Origin of the sequence: Acetoanaerobium pronyense (assembly GCF_017874355.1) — a bacterium.
GTDB lineage: Bacteria > Bacillota > Clostridia > Peptostreptococcales > Filifactoraceae > Acetoanaerobium > Acetoanaerobium pronyense.
Genome location: NZ_JAGGLI010000005.1, coordinates 64,663 through 83,757, shown reverse-complemented (window position 1 = coordinate 83,757; position 19,095 = coordinate 64,663). Strand labels below are relative to the sequence as shown.

Below are 19,095 nucleotides of genomic sequence, written 5' to 3'. Positions count from 1 at the left end.
TAGCCCCTCCTAGTACTCCACCATGGTTTTAGTAGACCATCCCGCAACTCTATCTCCGCAGAACATAGCATTGTTTTCCATTATTATAGACCCGTCTTCCCTTACAGAAGGTCCCAGTACTTCATCATTTGCCCATCCCCCTGAAAGACCATCTCTTCCAAGAGCTTCTAAATCTCCTATCACAGTTTCCATAGGAGGAAGCATTATAAACTCTGATACGTTTCCACAAGACACTATAGCGTTTGCTTTTTGATCAAGTGTTACAAGAGGTTGAGATGCTCCATCTCTTCCTGTACATTCGTTTGTAAGACCTATGGTTTTTACTCCTGCATCTTCAAGTGCTACTATGCAAGCTATAAAGTCAGCATCTGGGTTACCATATCCTTCTTCTGCAACTACAGCAGCTTCTGCTCCTAGAGATTTTGCCATTTGTGCTACAAAAAGTGCAGCTCTTTCTTTTTGCTCAAGAGCAACATTTAAATTGGACATTATAACTCCAATAAAGTTTATTGTTTTGCCATGTTCTTCATAGAGTCTTTTTATCATAGGATAATTTTGGAAATCGTATGTAGACCACTTTGATGAACAAGGCATGAATGAACCTGATATTATAGCTCCATCAAGTACCTCATTTGGATGCATAAACGTTGGAAGCATATGATTTGCATCCCATCCATATACAAGGTCGTTGTATCCCATCTCTTCCATTTGTGATTGAGGCTGCATTACAAATACAACTCCTGGTAAGGATTTTTCTTTTTCAGTTCTTTTAGTTAGAGGATGAAGTTCAAAACACTCCACATCTTCAGGAACAAGTTTTGAAACCGTTTTCCCAAGGTACTCTGAAAGTCTCATCCCAGCCCATCTTAGGGCTTTATTTTTCTTTTGCTGCTCTCTTTTTTCAAAATCCTCATTTGTGTCCGCAACTAGGCAGATGTTTATAAGCTCAGAAAAAAGCGTATATTTAGCTCCTTCTCCACTCATATCTATAAGTCCATCTTGGAATCCACCCCATTTTTTTCCAACTACTAAAACGTTTGAATTTTTTAGGGCATAGGTTTTTCCATTTCCATCTTGAAGAAGCTCTCCTGTTACACCAGGAAATACTGGCCCGCCAGAAACTCTAAACCTTGGCTCAATCGCTTCTTTCACAGGTACAATACGAATATTGTCACCAGGCTTTGCAATTACAATATCAGCTTCTGTAATGTTTTCATCTTCCATTGCAACTTTTAACGCTTCTTCTTTGTTTATGGTAAGAATACCGTCTTTAAAGGCAGTCTCATCACCAAAAACCGCATCTTTCACATAAAAATTACCTAGTTCCAGTTTCATTTCGCTTTCCTCCTTATTAAATATATTGTTCTCAATTAGTAAAATTATGAGATATAATGGTTTTATATCAAGACAAAATAATTTTGAAATTTACAGATAGTGGGGAAAATTATGGAAAAATTAGATAAAAAGCTTATACAGAAAAGACGAATAATGAAATATTTTATAGAGGCTACATACGAAATTATGGAAGATGAAGGAATAGATATGGTAACTATAAGAAAAGTATCCGATATTGCTGGCTACAATAGTGCAACCTTATATAATTATTTTGATAATATCGACCATCTTATGGCTTTTGCTTCATTAAAATATCTGAAAAGCTACGCAGATAATCTGCCAAAATTTACAAGTACTGCTAAAAATCCCGTGGAAAAATATTTGAAAATTTGGGAGTGCTTCTGCTTCTATTCCTTCCAAAATCCAGTATTATATCATAAGATATTTTTTGAGGAATTTGGAAATTCATTAAACACTTCTTTGAAGGAATATTATGAGATATTTCCAAATGAGCTTACTAAGGAAGAGGCTGAAGAGTTCAATGAAATGATGCTTCATCATAATATATATGATAGAACAGAAGCATCTCTTGAAAAATGCGTGAGGGAGGGTTATTTTTCCAAGGATGATATTAAAAGCATTAGTGAGGTATCTCTTTTGATATATGAAGGTATGCTGGATAGAATAATATCTAAAATGCATAAGATTGAAGTAGAGGAAGCTGTCACTAAGACAATCCTTCACATAAAAAATTCCATTAGCTTTTACTTAAAAAAAGAAGTGCTAGCTAACTAGAAGTTTTACAAATTAAAACCCCACCCATGAGCAATATTTTATTGCCTGTAGGTGGGGCTTTAGCTTAATTTATTTTTTTGCCTTCTATAAATACACTTTTTATAGAAATTTCTTTGTCAAATAATATAATATCTGCATCCTTGCCTTTTTCTATACTTCCTTTTTGATTTTCAAATCCTATGACCTTTGCAGGGTTAATAGAGACCATGTTTACAATTTTGTTGAGGGGATAATCTGTGCTTTCAAAAAAGTTCTTTACAGCAAGATTGAGAGTTAATACGCTTCCTGCCAACTGTCCATCACTAAGTCTTGCACTCCCATCTTTTACTATGACGCTCTGTCCTCCTAGGTCGTAGCATCCATCCTTCATACACCCAGCTCTCATAGAATCTGTTATTAGACATATACGATTTTCTCCTACAGCCTTTATTAGAAATCTAAATAACTCTGGATGAACATGTATCTTGTCAGCTATGAGTTCACAGGTTATTTCACTATTAAAAACTGCACCTACAACACCTGGGTTTCTATGATGAAGGGGAGTCATAGCATTAAAAATATGTGTACTATGAGATATTCCTCTTTCTATAGCTTCCATAGCTTCTTCATAAGTTGCATTACTATGCCCTATAGAAAGAACTGCAGATGAATTTTGTTTTATTAAGTCCATAAAGTCAAAGCTACCCTTTATTTCTGGAGCCATCGTAATAATCTTTATAATATCAAGATAGTTTTTTATAAATTCATAATCAGGCTCTATAATATACTCTGAATTTTGAGCTCCTTTAAAAATCGGATTTATAAATGGGCCTTCAAGGTGGACGCCTAATATATTTGCTACATTTTTGGTTTCAGTGCTCATAGCTTTTTTTATGGTATCTAAGGCTTTTATTATATGACTTTTTTCCATTGTCATAGTGGTTGGTAAGAAGCTAGTAGTTCCATAAGCTGCTATGGTCTTACTTATTTTTTCAAGTGCGTTAATATCTCCATCCATAGTATCAAAACCCCCAGAGCCATGGATGTGTATGTCTATGAAACCTGGAGAAATATATAGATTATTTGCATCTATGATTTCTGTGACTTCATAGTGATTAATATCCTCTACCTTGCAAATCTCTCTAATTTTAGTGTCAAAGAGCAAGACTCTATCTTCTAATATTTCATTTTCCATTAATATTTTCCCATTAATAAGTGCTTTCATGATTTCAAACCTCTCTTTTTAGATGAAAATCAATCAATTAATGATGCTGCTTCCTTATCTACTACTAAAACTACATCACTATGAGTCTGAAGTATAGAAGCCGGTATATGAGTGTCTACATATCCACTTACCATAGCTTTGATGGCCTCAGCCTTGCTTTTTCCACTGGCAAGCATTATGATTTTTTTTGACTTCATTATGGTTTCAAGACCTACAGATATGGCTTGCTTTGGAACATCTTCTTTGTTTGCAAAAAATCTGCTATTGTCACTTATTGTCTTCTGGGAAAGGTTGACAAGGTGAGTCTTTACATTTAGCTTATCTGCAGGCTCGTTAAATCCTATATGCCCATTTGAACCTATTCCAAGTATTTGAAGGTCAATTCCTCCAGATACTTTTATTTTTTCATCATAAGCTTCACATTCTTTTAATACATCTTCTGCTTTTCCATTTGGAATATCTGTGTTTTCTTTCAAAATATTTATGTGCTTGAAAAAATTTTCATTCATATATCCATAGTAACTCTGGTCATCTTCCTTTGAAAGTCCATAATATTCGTCAAGATTGAAGGTTTTTATTTCGGAAAAATCAAGTTCTCCATCATGAAACATCTCTACAAGGCAGTTGTACATACCAAGAGGAGTCCCACCTGTAGCTAACCCTAGAATACTTTTAGGATTTATTATAACCTGACTTGCCACTAAAAGAGCAGCTTTTTTGCTCATAGCTTCATAGTTTTCTTCTATATATATTCTCATTTTTTTCTCCCCCTATATTTTAAAGTCTTCTACAATTTCTCTGGTGTCTTTAATATACTCAAATATTTCACTAAAATTATTTCTAGCTATTCCTATGAAAAGTATATCTATAATCGTAAGCTGGGCTATTCTCGATGCAATCGCCCCAGATCTCAAAGTTTTTTCTACACTTGCAGTAAAGAGCTTGATATCTGCAAGGTCACTTACAGGATTTTTCCCATAATTAGTTATAGATATTGTTATCGCTCCCCTTTTTTTTGCAGCTTCTAAAACCTTTATTACTTCAAGGGTTCTTCCACTATGGGATATTGCGATTGCTACATCATTTTTTCCCATATGAATTGCCGATGCCATCTGAGTATGACTATCCATATACATGCTGGATTTTTTATTTATTCTCATCAGCTTGTATTGTAAATCAAGCCCCACAAGTCCTGAAGCTGCAACACCATATATATTTATATGGTTTGCATTTATTAAAGCTTTTATGGCTTTTTCGATTTCGTCTTCATCTATGAGACTTAGGGTTTCCTCTATGGCGTTCATATTTTCATGCCCTATTTTATATATTATATCCTTTGTGGAATCATTTACACTTACAGCTTCATATACCCTTTCCTGACTTTTGTCTCTAAGAACCAAATCCTTGGCAAGCTCCATTTTCATATCTTGAACTCCAGTATATCCAAGCTTTCTTGCAAATCTTACTACACTTGGTGCGCTGGTCCCTACTGCTTCCCCAAGTTCAGCAGCCGATAAAGAACTTATCCTTTCTTTGTTATTTAAGATATAGTTAGCTATTCGTTCTTCTGTAGGGGTGAAAACTTTATAGCTCTCCCTAATTTTTAAGATACAGCTCAATTTTTTTCCTCCTGCTTAAAGGTTTTTAATTTTCTAATCAATCAAAAATTCAAATTTATCCCCTGGTTTTATTTGATTAATCAACAGAGATGATTCTGATAAATCTCCAATTATATTTATTCTATCATCAGACGGAAGATTTTTCATGACTATTTGTAATTCTCTTTCATATCTAAGATATCCTTCATTGTCTATTGTCAGAAAGTACTTTAATCTTTCTCCTGTATTTCTTTTTTTGATTGAACTGGTCTTTTTAAGTCTTGCCTCTTGGGACCTTATTGTAAATTCACCTGGGTCCATCCTATTCGTATGTACTCCAGATAGTACATCCATCTCTTCTTTTGTGATATTCTCTGCTTTTAGAGGGATAGTCCAGATATCTTTTTTTATTTTAGTCATATCATTTATTTCTTTATCTGATGCAAATGCATCTCCTATTATAACTATATCTACTCCAGCATTTAATAGATACTGAGCTGATAATAAAGGTCTTATTTCTCTTGTGGATTCTAGGGTAGGAAGGCCCTCATATATAGGCCCTCTTCTTTCATTAAGTGAGGATACAAAGGCCATAATGCTGAAGCCGTATTTTTTAAAAACACTGTTTCTTTCTTTAAGAAGCGTGTATGAAATTCCTGTATCTTTTCTTGGATAATAGTTATGACCAACTTCTATATTTTCAAGGTCTGCCCCTTTTTCTATTAACTCTTTTAAATAGGCTTCATCTATTGTACTTGCATTAATCTGAATTTTGAATTCCTTGTTTTTAGTTAAATCAGTTATTTCCTCTATTGAAAATCCAAAATCTAGTCTTAGGGAATGAATATTATAATCCTTTATTTCTATTTTTTCCATAAAACCTTTTGAAATATCTGCAATAATTTTCATATCAAGTTCTTTAGTTTTTTTTAGTATTTCTTTGGTCTCCTCATACAGTCTCTCTTGAGCTTCCGGAATATGAAGAGATGTAAAAACTGTATCTATCCCATATTTTTTTGCATTTTCAAGATATTTCAGATTGTCTTCAAGGCTATAGTCCATTCCTGTATATATTGATATTCCAAACATATTATAATTCTCCTTTTAATATAGATCACTAAAGATAGTTTATTTTTAATGAAGCTTAAACTTACATCAGATAAAAAAATTCATGCTAAAGGTTTATATATTCAAAAAGTTTGGGTGGAGACTATATAATCTCTACCCAAACTTTTATTTTATATTAACTATACTCCTGCCACATCAGAATCTTTAATAAAAATTCTAGTGATTATAAATCCTCCTATATATGAAATAAATATTCCAATAACATAGTGAATCATTGAGCTTGGTTGCATAAGTGGTACTGCAACAAGACCTGAAGGTCCCCATGCTGTAGCCATTACTTGAGTGGCCATTACATAAGCTCCTCCAAACCCAGCTCCAAGACCAGCCGTAATAAATGGCTTTCCAAGTGGAAGGGTAACTCCATATATCAGTGGCTCTCCTATTCCAAGAATACCAGCTGGAAGGGCTCCTGCAATTACTTGCTTCATCCTATCGTTTCCAACTTTTTTACATATCATATAAATCGCTATAGCTGCCCCTACCTGTCCAGCTCCTGCCATTGCAAGTACAGGGAAAAGTGAAACTCCTCCGAATGCTTCAAGCTGGATAGCATATATAGGAATCAGTCCATGGTGAAGTCCAAGAAGAACCATTGGTAAAAACAGTGCAGAAAGTATATATCCAGAAATAACACTTACCACCATATTATCAGAGCCAATAATAACGCTCAGTGCACTAACTAGCCAGTCTGATGCTATTCCTGATAAAGGCATTATTGCAAATACAAATATTAATGCTGTAATAAGAAGGGTTACTATAGGTGTTATTATCAAGTCAAGTACATCTGGTACACTCTTTCTCACAAATTTTTCTATTTTTGAAAGAAGATATACTCCTATTATAACCCCTACTATCCCACCTTTACCTGTGGTTAAGATAGAGTTTAGTGGAGTTTGAGCATCATAAAGACCAAATATTTCTGATATACTTACTATCTGAGCAGAAATGGACATCGCTCCAACCATTCCACCTAGACCTTCAGTTGCCCCAAATCTTCTTGCTGCATTGACCCCTGTAAATATAGCAAAATAGCCAAGGAAACTACTTCCAATCAATGAAAATAAAAGACGTGTTACTTCCCAAAACTGACTGTCCTGAGGAAGTCCTCCCTGTTGCTGCATAGTACCTATAAGACTACTAAATCCGTTGAAGATACCAGCCGCAATAATTGCAGGTATAAGAGGTACGAATATTCCAGCTATAGTTTCAAGGGCACTTTTTAATTTACTTTGCTTCTGCCCTTTTTTGATTTCTTGTTTGTTGCTTTGCCAGTCCTCTGTAACATGAGGCTGTCCATATAAATCCAAATCTTCATTTAATATATCAGCAACCTTCTTTGCCTTTCCAGGTCCCACTACTATTTGGATAGTTTCTGCTTCGACTACTCCCATAACTCCTTCTACGGTCTTTAGCTCATCTAGCCTTACTTCTCCTCTCCTCTTTACTTGTATTCTGACTCTAGTCATGCAGTTAGTGACATTAATAATGTTTTCTTTACCGCCTAAAAGCTCAATAATCCTAACAGATAATTCCTTGTTCGTAATAGAAGACATAATAGCACCCCTTTTTCCGTTAATAAAATATTTTAATGAATATCTTCAATTGCCTTTCTTATATGACCTTTATTTTTTTCCAGTATATCTTTAGCTGATTTTTTATCTGATATTTGGGAAAGTATCATAAAAATAGTAAGCTTTACATCATAGTCTGTGAGTACAAGATACTCTTCAGCCTCTTCTCTAGATACAGAAGTAGCCTCCATTACAATTCTCTTTGCTCTTTCCACAAGCTTCAAATTAGTAGCACTTACATCCACCATTAGATTTTCATATACCTTACCCAGCTTTATCATAGCTCCTGTAGAAAGCATATTCAGTACCATTTTCTGAGCTGTTCCTGCTTTCATTCTTGTAGATCCAGTCACAACCTCAGGGCCAACAACTATGGTTATAGAAAGGGTTGCTAGCTTTGACATCTTACTCTCACTATTGCAACTTATTGAAATAGTCTTTGCTCCTATAGAATTTGCGTAGTTCATTGCCCCTATTACATATGGAGTTCTGCCACTTGCTGCTATCCCCACAAGTACATCTTTTTCATTAAACCCTATGGCTACAAGATCGTTTTCCCCGTCTTCCTCACTATCCTCTGCCCCTTCAACAGCCTTAAAAATAGCTTCCTCTCCTCCGGCAATAAGACCTTGGACAAGAGATGGGTCAGTGCCATATGTCGGAGGGCATTCAGATGCATCAAGTATACCAAGTCTACCACTTGTCCCTGCCCCTATATATATGAGTCTTCCTCCTAAGCTAAGCTGCTCAGCTATTATATCTACTGTCTTTGCTATATTTTCAAGCTCTTTCTCCACAGCTAGTGCTACTTTTTTGTCCTCAGCATTGATGGTTTTCATCATATCTATAGTTGAAAGATTATCTATACCTAGGCTGTTTGGATTTCGCTCTTCTGTAGTCATTGTCTTTAAATCTATACTCATAATATCCCTCTCTTCTTTAACTTTAATCAAAACTAAAATCTATTATTTTGTTTTAAGAAATTTCTGTAATTATATTATATGTCATTTGAAATATTATTTCAATATTTTTTTGTATTTTTGTAATTTAATTACTACGTAATTGTCTTATATCTTTTAAAGATATTCACTTAATTTATTTCATAAAAAAACAGGCACTAATTATAGTGCCTGAATCATTGTTTTGTTATATGGAAGGATATTTCTATACCACAATATTCAATATCTTTCCTGGAACATATATTATTTTTTTAATTTCTTTTCCATCTAGCATATCTTTTACGATAAGGTCTGATTTTGCCATAATGATTATATCCTCTTTGGAAATATCAGCAGCAACTACAATCTTCCCTCTAACTTTTCCATTTATCTGAACCGGAATTTCTATAGTCTTTTCTACAAGCTTGGACTCATCATGCTCAGGCCATTTTGCTTCGTTTAAATCTCCTCCAAAATCCATTATACTCCATATTTCTTCAGTAACATGAGGAGCTACAGGGTTTAGAAGGATTAAAAGAGTCTTGTAGTCTTCTTTTGTGATTCCTTTAGCATCATAAAATTCATTCACCAAAGACATCATAGCTGCAATTGCTGTATTAAATTTTAGGGTTTCGAAGTCTTCAGTTACCTTTTTTATAGTCTTGTGAACTGAAACTTCAACTAGCTTGCTATAATAATCTTCTGCCTTTATGATATCTTTAAGCTTCCATACTCTTTCTATAAATCTTCTGCAGCCTTTTATTCCTTGGGAAGACCATGGAACACTTTTTTCAAAGTCTCCTATGAACATCTCATACATCCTAAATGTATCTGCACCGTATTCTTCAACTATATCATCTGGGTTGACTACATTTCCTCTTGATTTTGACATTTTTTCATTGTTTTCACCAAGTATCATACCGTGAGATGTTCTTTTGCTATAAGGCTCTACCTCTGATACAGCTCCTACATCATAAAGCACCTTGTGCCAGAATCTTGAATATAAAAGGTGAAGAGTCGTATGCTCCATTCCACCATTATACCAATCTACAGGCATCCAGTAATCAAGTGCCTCTTTTGAAGCCAGCTGTTCATTATTGCTTGGATCTGCATATCTTAAGAAATACCAAGATGAACCTGCCCACTGCGGCATAGTATCAGTTTCTCTATGGGCATGACCATTACAACTAGGGCATGTTGTCTCTACCCAGTCTGTTATTTTAGAAAGTGGAGATTCTCCATCATCAGTCGGCTCATATGAATCAACTTCTGGAAGAGTTAGTGGAAGCTCAGACTCTGGAATTGCAACCCATCCACACTTTTCACAGTGTACAAGAGGTATTGGCTCTCCCCAGTAACGCTGTCTTGAAAATACCCAGTCTCTAAGCTTATAGTTTACTTTTTTTCTTCCTATTCCTATTGACTCAAGATAATCTGATATCTTTTCCTTTGCAGTCTTTACGTCAAGTCCATTTATGATATCAGAGTTTACAAGTGTTCCGCTATCAATATCCGTGTATGCTTCTTCATCTACATTGCCACCAGAAACTACTTCAACTATTGGAAGGTCAAACGCTTTTGCAAACTCGTGGTCTCTAGTGTCATGTCCTGGAACTGCCATTATTGAGCCTGTACCATAAGTCATAAGTACATAATCAGATACAAAAAGAGGTATTTCTTTTTTAGTAAGAGGGTTGATTACAGGAATTCCTTTAATTCTTACCCCTGTCTTTTCTGTACTCATCTCAGTTCTTTCAAACTCAGATTTTCTAGCAGCCTCTTCTTTATATGCCATTACTTCCTCAAGATTTTCAATCATTGAAGCTTTTTCAGTGATTATTGGATGTTCTGGAGATATTACCATATAGGTGGCTCCGTATATAGTATCAGGTCTTGTAGTAAATACAGTTAAATGAGTGTCTGCAACTGGAAAATCAATCTCCATTCCGTAAGATCTTCCTATCCAGTTCTTTTGCTGGATTTTTACTCTTTCTATATAATTAACTGTATCAAGGTCATCTATAAGTCTATCAGCGTACTCAGTAATTTTTAACATCCACTGATTTTTCTCTTTTCTTACTACCTCTCCACCACATCTTTCACATTTACCTTGGATTACTTCTTCATTTGCAAGACCAACCTTACAGCTGTTACACCAGTTGATAGGCATCTTGTTTTTATAGGCAAGACCCTTTTCGAAAAGTTTTATAAATATCCACTGAGTCCATTTGTAATAGTTTGGGTCTGTTGTATTTATTTCTCTCGACCAGTCAAATGAAATACCAAGTGACTGAAGCTGTCTTTTGAAGTTTGCTATATTTTCCTTAGTTACTTCCCTTGGATGAATCTTATGTTTTATGGCATAGTTTTCTGTTGGAAGACCAAATGCATCCCAACCGATTGGATAAAGGACATTGTAACCACCTAGTCTTCTTTTTCTTGCAACTATATCAAGTGCAGTATAGGAACGTGGATGCCCTACATGAAGACCATGTCCAGATGGATATGGGAACTCTACAAGGGGGTAAAACTTAGGCTTTTCAGAATCATTCGAGGCATGAAATACGCCTTTTTCTTCCCAAGCGTCCTGCCATTTTTTCTCAATTTGTTTATGGTTGTATCTTTCCAAAATTTATCCTCCTCTCAAAATGCTAGCCATTTTGATTTTTATTGTGAATTAACCTAGGGTTTAATTTACTCTATGTTTTATTCTAATAGATACGTTAATTACAAGCCCCACTGCAATCATACTAGTAAGCATTGAGCTACCCCCATAGCTTATAAATGGGAGAGTAACTCCAGTAACCGGCATGATTCCCATTACCATCCCTATATTTTGAAATATCTGATAGGTAAACATGGATAAAACCCCAGTTACAATCAAGGTACCATAAAAGTCCTTTGCCATTACTGCATTCTTAAGAACTCTTATAAGAAAAAAGAAAAATAGTAGTACTACTACACTCATTCCCATAAGTCCAAACTCTTCTCCTAAGACAGCAAAAATAAAATCTGACTCTTGGACAGGTAGAAAGTGTAATTGATTTTGAGTTCCTCTAAAGAGTCCTTTTCCAAAAATCTGTCCTGAACCTATCGCTATCATTGATTGGATGACTTGGAAGTTCCCTGGAAAGCTTGGATCAGATGGATTCAAAAATGCATCTATTCTTACTCTTTGATGAGGTCTAAGTACAAATCTATATATCATAGGCATTGATGCAAGAAAGAGACCTGAAGCCATACCTACGATTTTCATATTAAGTCCTGATATAAAAAGCATACTAAATGATATTACTATAAATACAATGCTTCCTCCAAGGTCTGGCTGTCTCATCATAAGTATAAATACAGGAAGTATATAAAGAGCAGGAGGAATTAAGTCTTTCCATGTATCAAAATTTCCCCTTCTCTCTTCTACAAATGCTGCAAAACTGATTATATATGTAATCTTAACTACCTCAGATGTCTGAAGGTTCATTATTCCAATATTTATCCATCTTGTAGACCCACCCACATTTATCCCTACTCCTGGAATAAATACTATTGCAAGAAGCACTAGCCCGATGCCATAAAATATCCAGTGATACCTTTTCAAATCTCTATAATCAAAGAACATCATACCAATTATTGATACTATTCCCAGACCAAACGATATGTTTTGTATAATGAATTCTCTAGATATATATCCCTGATTCATCTTTGTGGCACTTGCTATAAGAGTGATACCGCACAGATGAAGCAAAAGGACCGTAAGAATAAGCTTATAATCCAAATCCTTTAGATTCTTAAAAATCATCATTTCCTCCAAACAATACTAAACCTTAAAAAACACTAAATATTTTTCATTAAATCAAAAATAATCTAACTACTATATTACTTCAATTTCTCCGTAAGTACAAGAGGAGCATGTACCTGAAATTATTTAATTTCAGGTACATGCTCCTTTTTCAATATTTCTATTTTTCTCTTTTGAGTCTCTATAATATTATCCAGCATTTCAACAATTTATTCTTTTGATTTAAGATAGATTTTTTTGAGATTTTTCTTTTTTAACTTTTTGGAATTTTTCTTACTCTCCCTTTTAATTACTTTTAAGATTTTTTTTATATAGGCTTCCATATCTATTATAGAAAATTGTTTTAGGATGTCTTTAAACTCTTCATCTCTATTTGAAAACTCTTTATCAAGATATTTTATATAGGAGGATACTTTATCATCAATTTTAAAGTCTTTTATAAGCTCCTTCTGAATCTGTATGTCCCTCATTTTTCCTAAAACTTTAAATACTTTTTTTATATCTTTAGATTTTAGCTTTTTTCTGTGATGAAAATATAGTTGTATGTTTCGATAGAGGTTTCAAATCTTCTGTAAGCTACCCTCATATCATGTATGTTTTTCATATTTGTATTTTTAATAGTTTTGTTACAATCTGATTATTTTATAGGATATATTATATGAAATTCTATGCTTCTATATTTCTTCTTATCTCTTCAACCATTGCATTTATACTATCTCTTGCCACATAATCATAGTCTCTAAGTGGATTTCCTTTTGGTTTTACTCCTCCATTTGCAATTCTTGAACCAAAAGATATGAAAAGTCTATCTTTAAGTGTCAGCTTTTTAGAAACCAGCCTTCCATGAAGAGGATAGTGTCTATACCTATCATGCATATCTTCCGGAATGCTCAGATTGAGTATTCTCTGTAAAATTCTGTCCTCAGTGGGATGAGTTCCAGAGACTGTAAAAAGATATATAGGTTTTTTTAAGAGGATTTCCCTATTTTCTTCAAGCCAGTCCGATATTCGAAGTCTCCCTGTGTATACTGAGCTTCCAATAACTAGGACATCATAGTTTTCCAAGTCTTTTTTTTTGATATCGTCTGAGCATGCAAGACCAAATCCAAGGTCTTCTGCAATCCAATTTGCATATTCCTCTGTACTTCCATATCTTCCTTTGAAAACTACAAGACCTTTCAAGCTACCACCCCATATATAACTAAATTAAATAGTTGTATACCATTAAAAAGTGACTAGTACTTCCTGCCAAAACAAAAATATGAAATATTTCATGGAAACCAAAATGCTTAAAGTTGATTTTAGGCCATTTTAGACCATAAATTACTGCTCCTACTGTATAGAATACCCCTCCCAAGCCCATATAAACGAGTGCTCCTGTAGGAAGTACCTTGGAAAGAGGATAAATAGCAATAACTATAAGCCAACCCATGGCAGTATATATAGCCGTAGAAAACCATCTAGGAGCATCCATCCAAAATAGCTTTAGAATAATTCCAAGTATCCCTATAGTCCAGATAATCGCAAGTAATGTAAAGCCCCAGCTTCCCTTAAGCGCCGTGATACATATAGGGGTATATGTACCTGCTATAAGTACAAATATCATCATATGGTCAATCTTTCTTAGAATTAAGTTTACCTTGTCTGAAATATCAAGCATATGATACACGGTACTTGCCGTATAGAGAAGTATCAAACTTGCCCCAAAAATAGAAAATCCTACGATATGGGTAGGAGTCCCTAATTTAATCGCTTTTGTAAGCAAAAATACAAGTCCTACAATTGATGCAATCGCCCCTGCCATATGTGTAAGGCAGCTTACTGGGTCTTTTATATTTTTAATATATTTAATCAAACAAAACACCTCCAAATCTTTCTTAATATAAATTATATTCCAAATACAAAAAAAAGTCTTTACGAAATTTACATCAAAAAAAATTTAGACTGTCTTTAATGGGTATATCAACTATTAATAGCAATTTGTAAAATTTATATTAACAAATACTTTAAAAATCTGGGAGGGATAGTTTATGGAAATCAAGTATGAGCGTGAGACTTCCAAAACTTTTGAGGAGGCATGCGAGAGTCTTAAAATCAATCTTTCTGACTCTGGATTCGGAGTTCTTTGGGAGCTAAATTTTAAAGATAAGCTTCAAGAAAAGGGCTTGGATTTTACTACGAATTTCAAGATTTTTGAAGTCTGTAATCCTAAACAAGCCAAAGAAATTCTTGATTATAATATAGAAATCGGATATTTTCTTCCTTGCAAAATGGTTGCCTATGAAAAAGACTCAAAGGTTTACCTAGGTATGCTAAGACCCGAGGAGCTAATCAAGCTATCTGGAGCAACAGGCGTATCGGAAGTAGCTAAGTCGGTGGAGCGAACTTTAAAATACGCTATTGATAAGTCATTATAGATAGTTATTAAATAATTGAAAAAAGAACTATATCTAGCCAGATTTTCAATCTAAGCTAGATATAGTTCTTTTTTAGTTATAGTTCTTTTTTAGTTATGGTTCTTATTTATAAATTATATTTGCTTTTTAGATACTATTTTCTTCAAATCTTTATAATTTATTATATAGCTGATATTATGTGAACATCTTCACCGATTTTATCATAATCAAAAGGTTTATTGATATTTCCTAGGAAGCCTTTTGCCCATGCAGTTCTAAGTATATAAAAGTTTTCGACATTGCCTCCTACTCTATCCCAATGACCTTTATGAAGGCATCTTGTAGTCTTCCACATAAACTCTTCATCTGTGGAAGAAAGAGAATCACTTACTCTATCACATGGCATCCCTTCAAGTAAGAAGTCATTCATAACATTATAAGCTTGCTCTGGAGATATTACAGATTCTTCATAGGACTTTCCAGCGGCTATCCCTTGATTTTTAAATATCTCTTCAAGACTTTTTATATTTTCTGGGTTTTCACTTAGTATCTTTGTAACTAGACTTGCCATTCTCGATTCAGATTTTTCAATTTTATCTTGAAGCCAACCATGAATATTTCCAGTATCTATAATTTCTTCTAAAGGTCTGTCTTCTGTAGGAGCTCCTATTTGACCATAAAGCTCTTCTTTCCATGAAGTAACATCATATCCTTGCTTTGTTCCAAACTCCATTATTTCAAGCTCTAATGCCTCAAACCATTTTATTTTATTAAATAACCAATAATGTATTTTTCCTAAAAATAAACTCATTTCAAATTCCTCCTAAGATTTATCATTTTAATAATATTCTCTATCTAGCTCTTATATAATACCAAGTTAGTCACTTGGATTTCCGTAACAAGTGTTACCACTTTAAATAAATTTTTTAAAGTTTTTTTACATAAAATCACTTTTATCTATTTATTATTATTTAACAAATGGATAAAATGGTATATATACCAATATAAAGAGTGGTTTTAATTGACTAAATTGTGTTTTTAGTAAATTTTTATTTAAAATAAATAGAATTAAGAGGTGGATTATGAATGAGAAGGGTTTATCTCCAGGTGACATTCTTAAAAAAATCAGAAAAGAACTTGGCTTTAAGCAACACGAGATAGCAGGAGATGATATCACTAGAAACCTTATCAGTCTCATCGAAAACAACCGTGCTTCACTAAACAGAGGGAATGCTGAAATCCTTGTACGAAATATAAACAATTTGTGCAGGATGAAGGGCATAGACCTTGAGCTTGAGTTTAAGGACCTTTTTATTTCAGGAATATATGATGCAAAAAGCAAGGCAATCACATACACAGAGTTTTTAAAGGATGTCATAAGAGAGAGAAAAGTAATAAAAGAATCCGATATAAATGAAATCTCTGTTTTTCTCAGTAAATGGGATCTTCTTCCTCAAAACAGCTTGCTTTTTTCTCTAATAGGTGACTATTATAGGACTTTAAACAAATGCAACAAGGCATATTTTTATTACATTAAGGCCTTTGAGAATGTTGTGAAAATAAAAAATGATAATTCTATGCTTGTTTCTCTTTGCAAAAAAGCTGTGGATTGTGGCTTTAAACTCGGAAGACTTTCTGAGTGTCTTGAATTCTTAGATATAACCGAATCTCATCTTCCAGCCAAGGATTTTGAAAACCTAAGTCAAATCTGGTTTCAAAAGGCAACTATAAAGCTAAAACTGAAAGATTATGACAGTGCTTTTAAGGAAATCGAAAGTATAGAAACCCATATAGAAGGTGAGGATTTTCTTAGATATATAGACCTTGAAATCTTAAAATATACCCTATATAAGGAAACTGGGAATCAAAGAAAGGCTGTTGATATATTAAAAAGTCTTAAATCAAAAATTCCAGATACAGATATTGATATGAACCTTCTAATCAATTCCTACTTTTTGGATATATATTATCCTAAAAAGAATCTACCAAAACTAAAAATATATCTAAAATATTTTGAGGAAAAGATTGATGAACTTGAAGATAGCAGTCCTTATGATATCCAAATACTTCGCTCAGCGGCCTTTGGATATTTAAACATGAAAAAAATCGAAAGTGCTAGAGAATATCTATCTATGGCATTTATAAGATCCGTGTCTATATCTGATTATATTTCTTTTAAAAATATAGCTTATGAGATTATAGACAGTAATTCTAATGAGTTTTGTGAAGAACTTAAAAATATGCTCGTATTCTCTTTTAGAAATAGTATGTCTGAAATGGAAGACTCCCTTATAATCGATTCTTTCAATTATTTTAAAGAGATGGGGAAAACAGAGTTTATACTTGAGGTTTTATCAAATAAAAGATCTGCTAAATAAGTGAGGTTTTCATGAAAAAAACATCATATGGAAAATCCAATGACTTAAATCTAAAGCTTCTTATAGCACTTGCAAGGACAAATCAAGAGATATTAAAAAAACAAATTCCCTTTATAAAAGCAAATGGCCTTACCCTCACACAGTTTGGAGTACTTGAGCTTTTATATCATAAAGGCAGTCTTAGGATATGTGAGATTATAGAAAAAACCTTATCTACAGGAGGAAATATGACTGTGGTTATTAATAATCTCAATAAATCAGGATTAATAGAAAGAACTTTAGACCCTCATGATAAAAGAGCTTTTCTTATAAATATAACCCCAAAAGGAGAAGCTCTTATTTCTAAAATCTTTCCTAAACACCTAGAAAATTTGGAGCTTATACTCAATGGACTAGATGAAGATGAAAAATCAAAACTTATTTTACTTTTGAAGGGGCTTAGTAAAATATAGATTTTTATTTTATATCCATCCAAAACATTAAATTTTCTTCTAGATTTTACTGTATATAAGCCATTCTCATTTCCTACGGAGAATGGCTTATAGTTTTTTTCCTTTCATTCCCAGATTATTGTTTGTTATATAACGACATATAGTATATTTTTTTCATATTTTTCACACAATACTATTGAAATCCTTTTCCTTTGATGATACATTTTATTTAGGTATATTTTATATCCTAATATTATTTTTGAAGGAGGATTATATGAAAAAAATTGGTTTACTTCCTAGACTTATAATAGCAATTATACTAGGTATTATCTTGGGAAGCATCCTTCCAGAAATCGGCGTTAGAGTGCTAGCTACTTTTAATGGCATATTTGGTCAATTTCTTGGTTTTGCTATACCACTTATCATTTTAGGCTTTGTTGCTCCAGGAATCGGTGATCTTGGAAGCAATGCTGGAAAGATACTTGCAATAACTGCTGGTATTGCTTATCTTTCAACAGTTTTTGCTGGATCGTTAGCTTTCTTAGCTAATGCTGCAGTACTTCCAATGTTCCTTACTCAAGGTGCATTAGGTGCAGATTTTGCTAATGGAGACGCTGCTATGGCTGCCCCACTACTTGAGCTGTCAATGCCTCCAGTAATGGGAGTTATGACTGCTCTAATACTTGCCTTCACATTAGGTATAGGAATAGCTGTAGTTAACTCTACTACAATCAAAAGCTTTATGAATGAATTCCAAAGTATAATTACAAAGCTTATCACTGGAATAATCATCCCGCTTCTTCCTATTCATATTATGGGAATATTTGCAAACATGACTTTTGCAGGACAAGTTGTACAGATACTAAGTGTATTCTCTAGAGTTTTCGTACTCGTTATAATACTTCATTTCACTGTAATTGTACTTCAGTACATTATTGCTGGAACTCTAGCTGGAGCGAATCCATTCAAGCTAATCAAGACTATGATTCCTGCTTACCTTACAGCAATAGGAACACAGTCTTCTGCAGCTACAATACCTGTAACTCTAGCACAAACTAGAAAAAATGGTGTTAATGAAGGGGTTGCTGACTTTGCAGTACCACTTTGTGCAACTATTCATCTTTCCGGAAGTACAATAACTCTAGTAAGTTGTGCAATTGCTATAATGATGCTTAATGGTATGGAATATAGCTTTGGTACATTCTTTGGTTTTATACTTGCCCTTGGAGTTACTATGGTTGCTGCTCCTGGAGTCCCAGGTGGAGCCGTAATGGCAGCTCTTGGTCTTCTTCAGACAATGCTTGGCTTTGATGAAACTCTTACTTCTCTTATGATAGCTCTTTACCTTGCACAAGACAGCTTCGGAACTGCTTGTAACGTTACTGGTGATGGCGCTATAGCTATAATGGTGAACAAGATTTCAGGACATAAGCTAGTCCCTCATGAAGAGGATGAAATCATAGCATAATTTTAAAACAATAAAAAGGTAGATGGAAATTTCACTGAAATTCCATCTACCTTGAGA

18 protein-coding genes are annotated in these 19,095 nt (G+C 33.9%); 5 read left to right on the top strand and 13 right to left on the bottom strand.

All coding sequences use genetic code 11. The features are described 5' to 3' along the window. Positions 1 to 9: 9 nt before the first annotated feature. The gene (locus J2Z35_RS03595; protein ID WP_209659445.1) at positions 10 to 1,335 is read right to left on the bottom strand and encodes a glycine/sarcosine/betaine reductase component B subunit; all 1,326 of its coding nucleotides are present in this window, start codon (positions 1,333 to 1,335) and stop codon (positions 10 to 12) included. Between the two features lie 111 nt (positions 1,336 to 1,446). Between J2Z35_RS03595 and J2Z35_RS03590 the strand changes: the two genes are divergently transcribed. After that, positions 1,447 to 2,130: a TetR/AcrR family transcriptional regulator gene (locus tag J2Z35_RS03590; RefSeq protein ID WP_209659443.1), complete on the top strand. Its 684-nt coding sequence runs from the start codon at positions 1,447 to 1,449 to the stop codon at positions 2,128 to 2,130. Positions 2,131 to 2,194: 64 nt separating this feature from the next. Here the strand turns inward: J2Z35_RS03590 and nagA are convergent, their stop codons facing one another. The 11 genes from nagA to trhA form a co-directional block, all read right to left on the bottom strand. After that, positions 2,195 to 3,334 (bottom strand): N-acetylglucosamine-6-phosphate deacetylase, encoded by a 1,140-nt coding sequence (nagA, locus tag J2Z35_RS03585; protein WP_209659442.1) that lies wholly within the window; start codon positions 3,332 to 3,334, stop codon positions 2,195 to 2,197. A 29-nt stretch (positions 3,335 to 3,363) separates the two neighbouring features. Then, positions 3,364 to 4,092: a glucosamine-6-phosphate deaminase gene (gene nagB / locus J2Z35_RS03580; RefSeq protein WP_209659421.1), complete on the bottom strand. Its 729-nt coding sequence runs from the start codon at positions 4,090 to 4,092 to the stop codon at positions 3,364 to 3,366. Positions 4,093 to 4,104: 12 nt separating this feature from the next. Next, positions 4,105 to 4,953 (bottom strand): MurR/RpiR family transcriptional regulator, encoded by an 849-nt coding sequence (locus J2Z35_RS03575; RefSeq protein WP_209659419.1) that lies wholly within the window; start codon positions 4,951 to 4,953, stop codon positions 4,105 to 4,107. Between the two features lie 33 nt (positions 4,954 to 4,986). After that, on the bottom strand, positions 4,987 to 6,021 hold the full coding sequence (locus J2Z35_RS03570; RefSeq protein WP_209659417.1) for a MupG family TIM beta-alpha barrel fold protein: 1,035 nt from the start codon (positions 6,019 to 6,021) through the stop codon (positions 4,987 to 4,989). Between the two features lie 158 nt (positions 6,022 to 6,179). Further along, positions 6,180 to 7,613, bottom strand: a complete 1,434-nt coding sequence (locus J2Z35_RS03565) for a PTS transporter subunit EIIC (RefSeq protein ID WP_245330742.1) — start codon at positions 7,611 to 7,613, stop codon at positions 6,180 to 6,182. A 32-nt stretch (positions 7,614 to 7,645) separates the two neighbouring features. After that, the gene (gene murQ, locus J2Z35_RS03560) at positions 7,646 to 8,554 is read right to left on the bottom strand and encodes an N-acetylmuramic acid 6-phosphate etherase (RefSeq protein WP_245330741.1); all 909 of its coding nucleotides are present in this window, start codon (positions 8,552 to 8,554) and stop codon (positions 7,646 to 7,648) included. Positions 8,555 to 8,795: 241 nt separating this feature from the next. Then, positions 8,796 to 11,198, bottom strand: coding sequence for a leucine--tRNA ligase (leuS, locus tag J2Z35_RS03555; protein WP_209659415.1), 2,403 nt, complete (start codon positions 11,196 to 11,198; stop codon positions 8,796 to 8,798). A gap of 60 nt (positions 11,199 to 11,258) precedes the next feature. Then, positions 11,259 to 12,365: a rod shape-determining protein RodA gene (gene rodA / locus J2Z35_RS03550; RefSeq protein WP_209659413.1), complete on the bottom strand. Its 1,107-nt coding sequence runs from the start codon at positions 12,363 to 12,365 to the stop codon at positions 11,259 to 11,261. A 209-nt stretch (positions 12,366 to 12,574) separates the two neighbouring features. After that, positions 12,575 to 12,835, bottom strand: coding sequence for a hypothetical protein (locus J2Z35_RS03545; protein WP_209659411.1), 261 nt, complete (start codon positions 12,833 to 12,835; stop codon positions 12,575 to 12,577). Positions 12,836 to 13,031: 196 nt separating this feature from the next. Next, a complete protein-coding gene (locus J2Z35_RS03540) occupies positions 13,032 to 13,547 on the bottom strand; it encodes a flavodoxin domain-containing protein (RefSeq protein WP_209659410.1) in 516 nt (171 codons plus the stop codon). A 19-nt stretch (positions 13,548 to 13,566) separates the two neighbouring features. After that, a complete protein-coding gene (trhA, locus tag J2Z35_RS03535) occupies positions 13,567 to 14,220 on the bottom strand; it encodes a PAQR family membrane homeostasis protein TrhA (protein ID WP_281063613.1) in 654 nt (217 codons plus the stop codon). Between the two features lie 175 nt (positions 14,221 to 14,395). On the opposite strand from trhA, the gene J2Z35_RS03530 reads away from it, so the two are divergent. Continuing rightward, complete coding sequence (locus tag J2Z35_RS03530; RefSeq protein WP_209659408.1) at positions 14,396 to 14,782, top strand: DUF302 domain-containing protein; 387 nt, start codon at positions 14,396 to 14,398, stop codon at positions 14,780 to 14,782. 160 nt (positions 14,783 to 14,942) lie between these two features. Here the strand turns inward: J2Z35_RS03530 and J2Z35_RS03525 are convergent, their stop codons facing one another. Then, positions 14,943 to 15,572 (bottom strand): hypothetical protein, encoded by a 630-nt coding sequence (locus J2Z35_RS03525; protein WP_209659406.1) that lies wholly within the window; start codon positions 15,570 to 15,572, stop codon positions 14,943 to 14,945. A 271-nt stretch (positions 15,573 to 15,843) separates the two neighbouring features. Here J2Z35_RS03525 and J2Z35_RS03520 point away from each other — a divergent pair, with 271 nt between their 5' ends. The 3 genes from J2Z35_RS03520 to J2Z35_RS03510 all read left to right on the top strand — a co-directional run bounded on the left by J2Z35_RS03520 (position 15,844) and on the right by J2Z35_RS03510 (position 19,038). Next, positions 15,844 to 17,139: a helix-turn-helix domain-containing protein gene (locus tag J2Z35_RS03520; RefSeq protein ID WP_209659404.1), complete on the top strand. Its 1,296-nt coding sequence runs from the start codon at positions 15,844 to 15,846 to the stop codon at positions 17,137 to 17,139. Positions 17,140 to 17,150: 11 nt separating this feature from the next. Next, on the top strand, positions 17,151 to 17,591 hold the full coding sequence (locus J2Z35_RS03515; protein ID WP_209659403.1) for a MarR family winged helix-turn-helix transcriptional regulator: 441 nt from the start codon (positions 17,151 to 17,153) through the stop codon (positions 17,589 to 17,591). A 253-nt stretch (positions 17,592 to 17,844) separates the two neighbouring features. Further along, positions 17,845 to 19,038, top strand: coding sequence for a dicarboxylate/amino acid:cation symporter (locus tag J2Z35_RS03510; protein ID WP_209659401.1), 1,194 nt, complete (start codon positions 17,845 to 17,847; stop codon positions 19,036 to 19,038). The last annotated feature ends 57 nt before the right edge of the window (positions 19,039 to 19,095 follow it).

Excerpts from the sequence above, each read along its gene's own strand:
- J2Z35_RS03595 (WP_209659445.1), bottom strand. The coding sequence starts at position 1,335 with ATGAAACTGGAACTAGGTAATTTTTATGTGAAAGATGCGGTTTTTGGT.
- J2Z35_RS03590 (WP_209659443.1), top strand. The coding sequence starts at position 1,447 with ATGGAAAAATTAGATAAAAAGCTTATACAGAAAAGACGAATAATGAAA.
- nagA (WP_209659442.1), bottom strand. The coding sequence starts at position 3,334 with ATGAAAGCACTTATTAATGGGAAAATATTAATGGAAAATGAAATATTA.
- nagB (WP_209659421.1), bottom strand. The coding sequence starts at position 4,092 with ATGAGAATATATATAGAAGAAAACTATGAAGCTATGAGCAAAAAAGCT.
- J2Z35_RS03570 (WP_209659417.1), bottom strand. The coding sequence starts at position 6,021 with ATGTTTGGAATATCAATATATACAGGAATGGACTATAGCCTTGAAGAC.
- J2Z35_RS03565 (WP_245330742.1), bottom strand. The coding sequence starts at position 7,613 with ATGTCTTCTATTACGAACAAGGAATTATCTGTTAGGATTATTGAGCTT.
- murQ (WP_245330741.1), bottom strand. The coding sequence starts at position 8,554 with ATGAGTATAGATTTAAAGACAATGACTACAGAAGAGCGAAATCCAAAC.
- rodA (WP_209659413.1), bottom strand. The coding sequence starts at position 12,365 with ATGATTTTTAAGAATCTAAAGGATTTGGATTATAAGCTTATTCTTACG.
- J2Z35_RS03545 (WP_209659411.1), bottom strand. The coding sequence starts at position 12,835 with ATGAGGGACATACAGATTCAGAAGGAGCTTATAAAAGACTTTAAAATT.
- J2Z35_RS03530 (WP_209659408.1), top strand. The coding sequence starts at position 14,396 with ATGGAAATCAAGTATGAGCGTGAGACTTCCAAAACTTTTGAGGAGGCA.
- J2Z35_RS03525 (WP_209659406.1), bottom strand. The coding sequence starts at position 15,572 with ATGAGTTTATTTTTAGGAAAAATACATTATTGGTTATTTAATAAAATA.
- J2Z35_RS03520 (WP_209659404.1), top strand. The coding sequence starts at position 15,844 with ATGAATGAGAAGGGTTTATCTCCAGGTGACATTCTTAAAAAAATCAGA.
- J2Z35_RS03515 (WP_209659403.1), top strand. The coding sequence starts at position 17,151 with ATGAAAAAAACATCATATGGAAAATCCAATGACTTAAATCTAAAGCTT.
- J2Z35_RS03510 (WP_209659401.1), top strand. The coding sequence starts at position 17,845 with ATGAAAAAAATTGGTTTACTTCCTAGACTTATAATAGCAATTATACTA.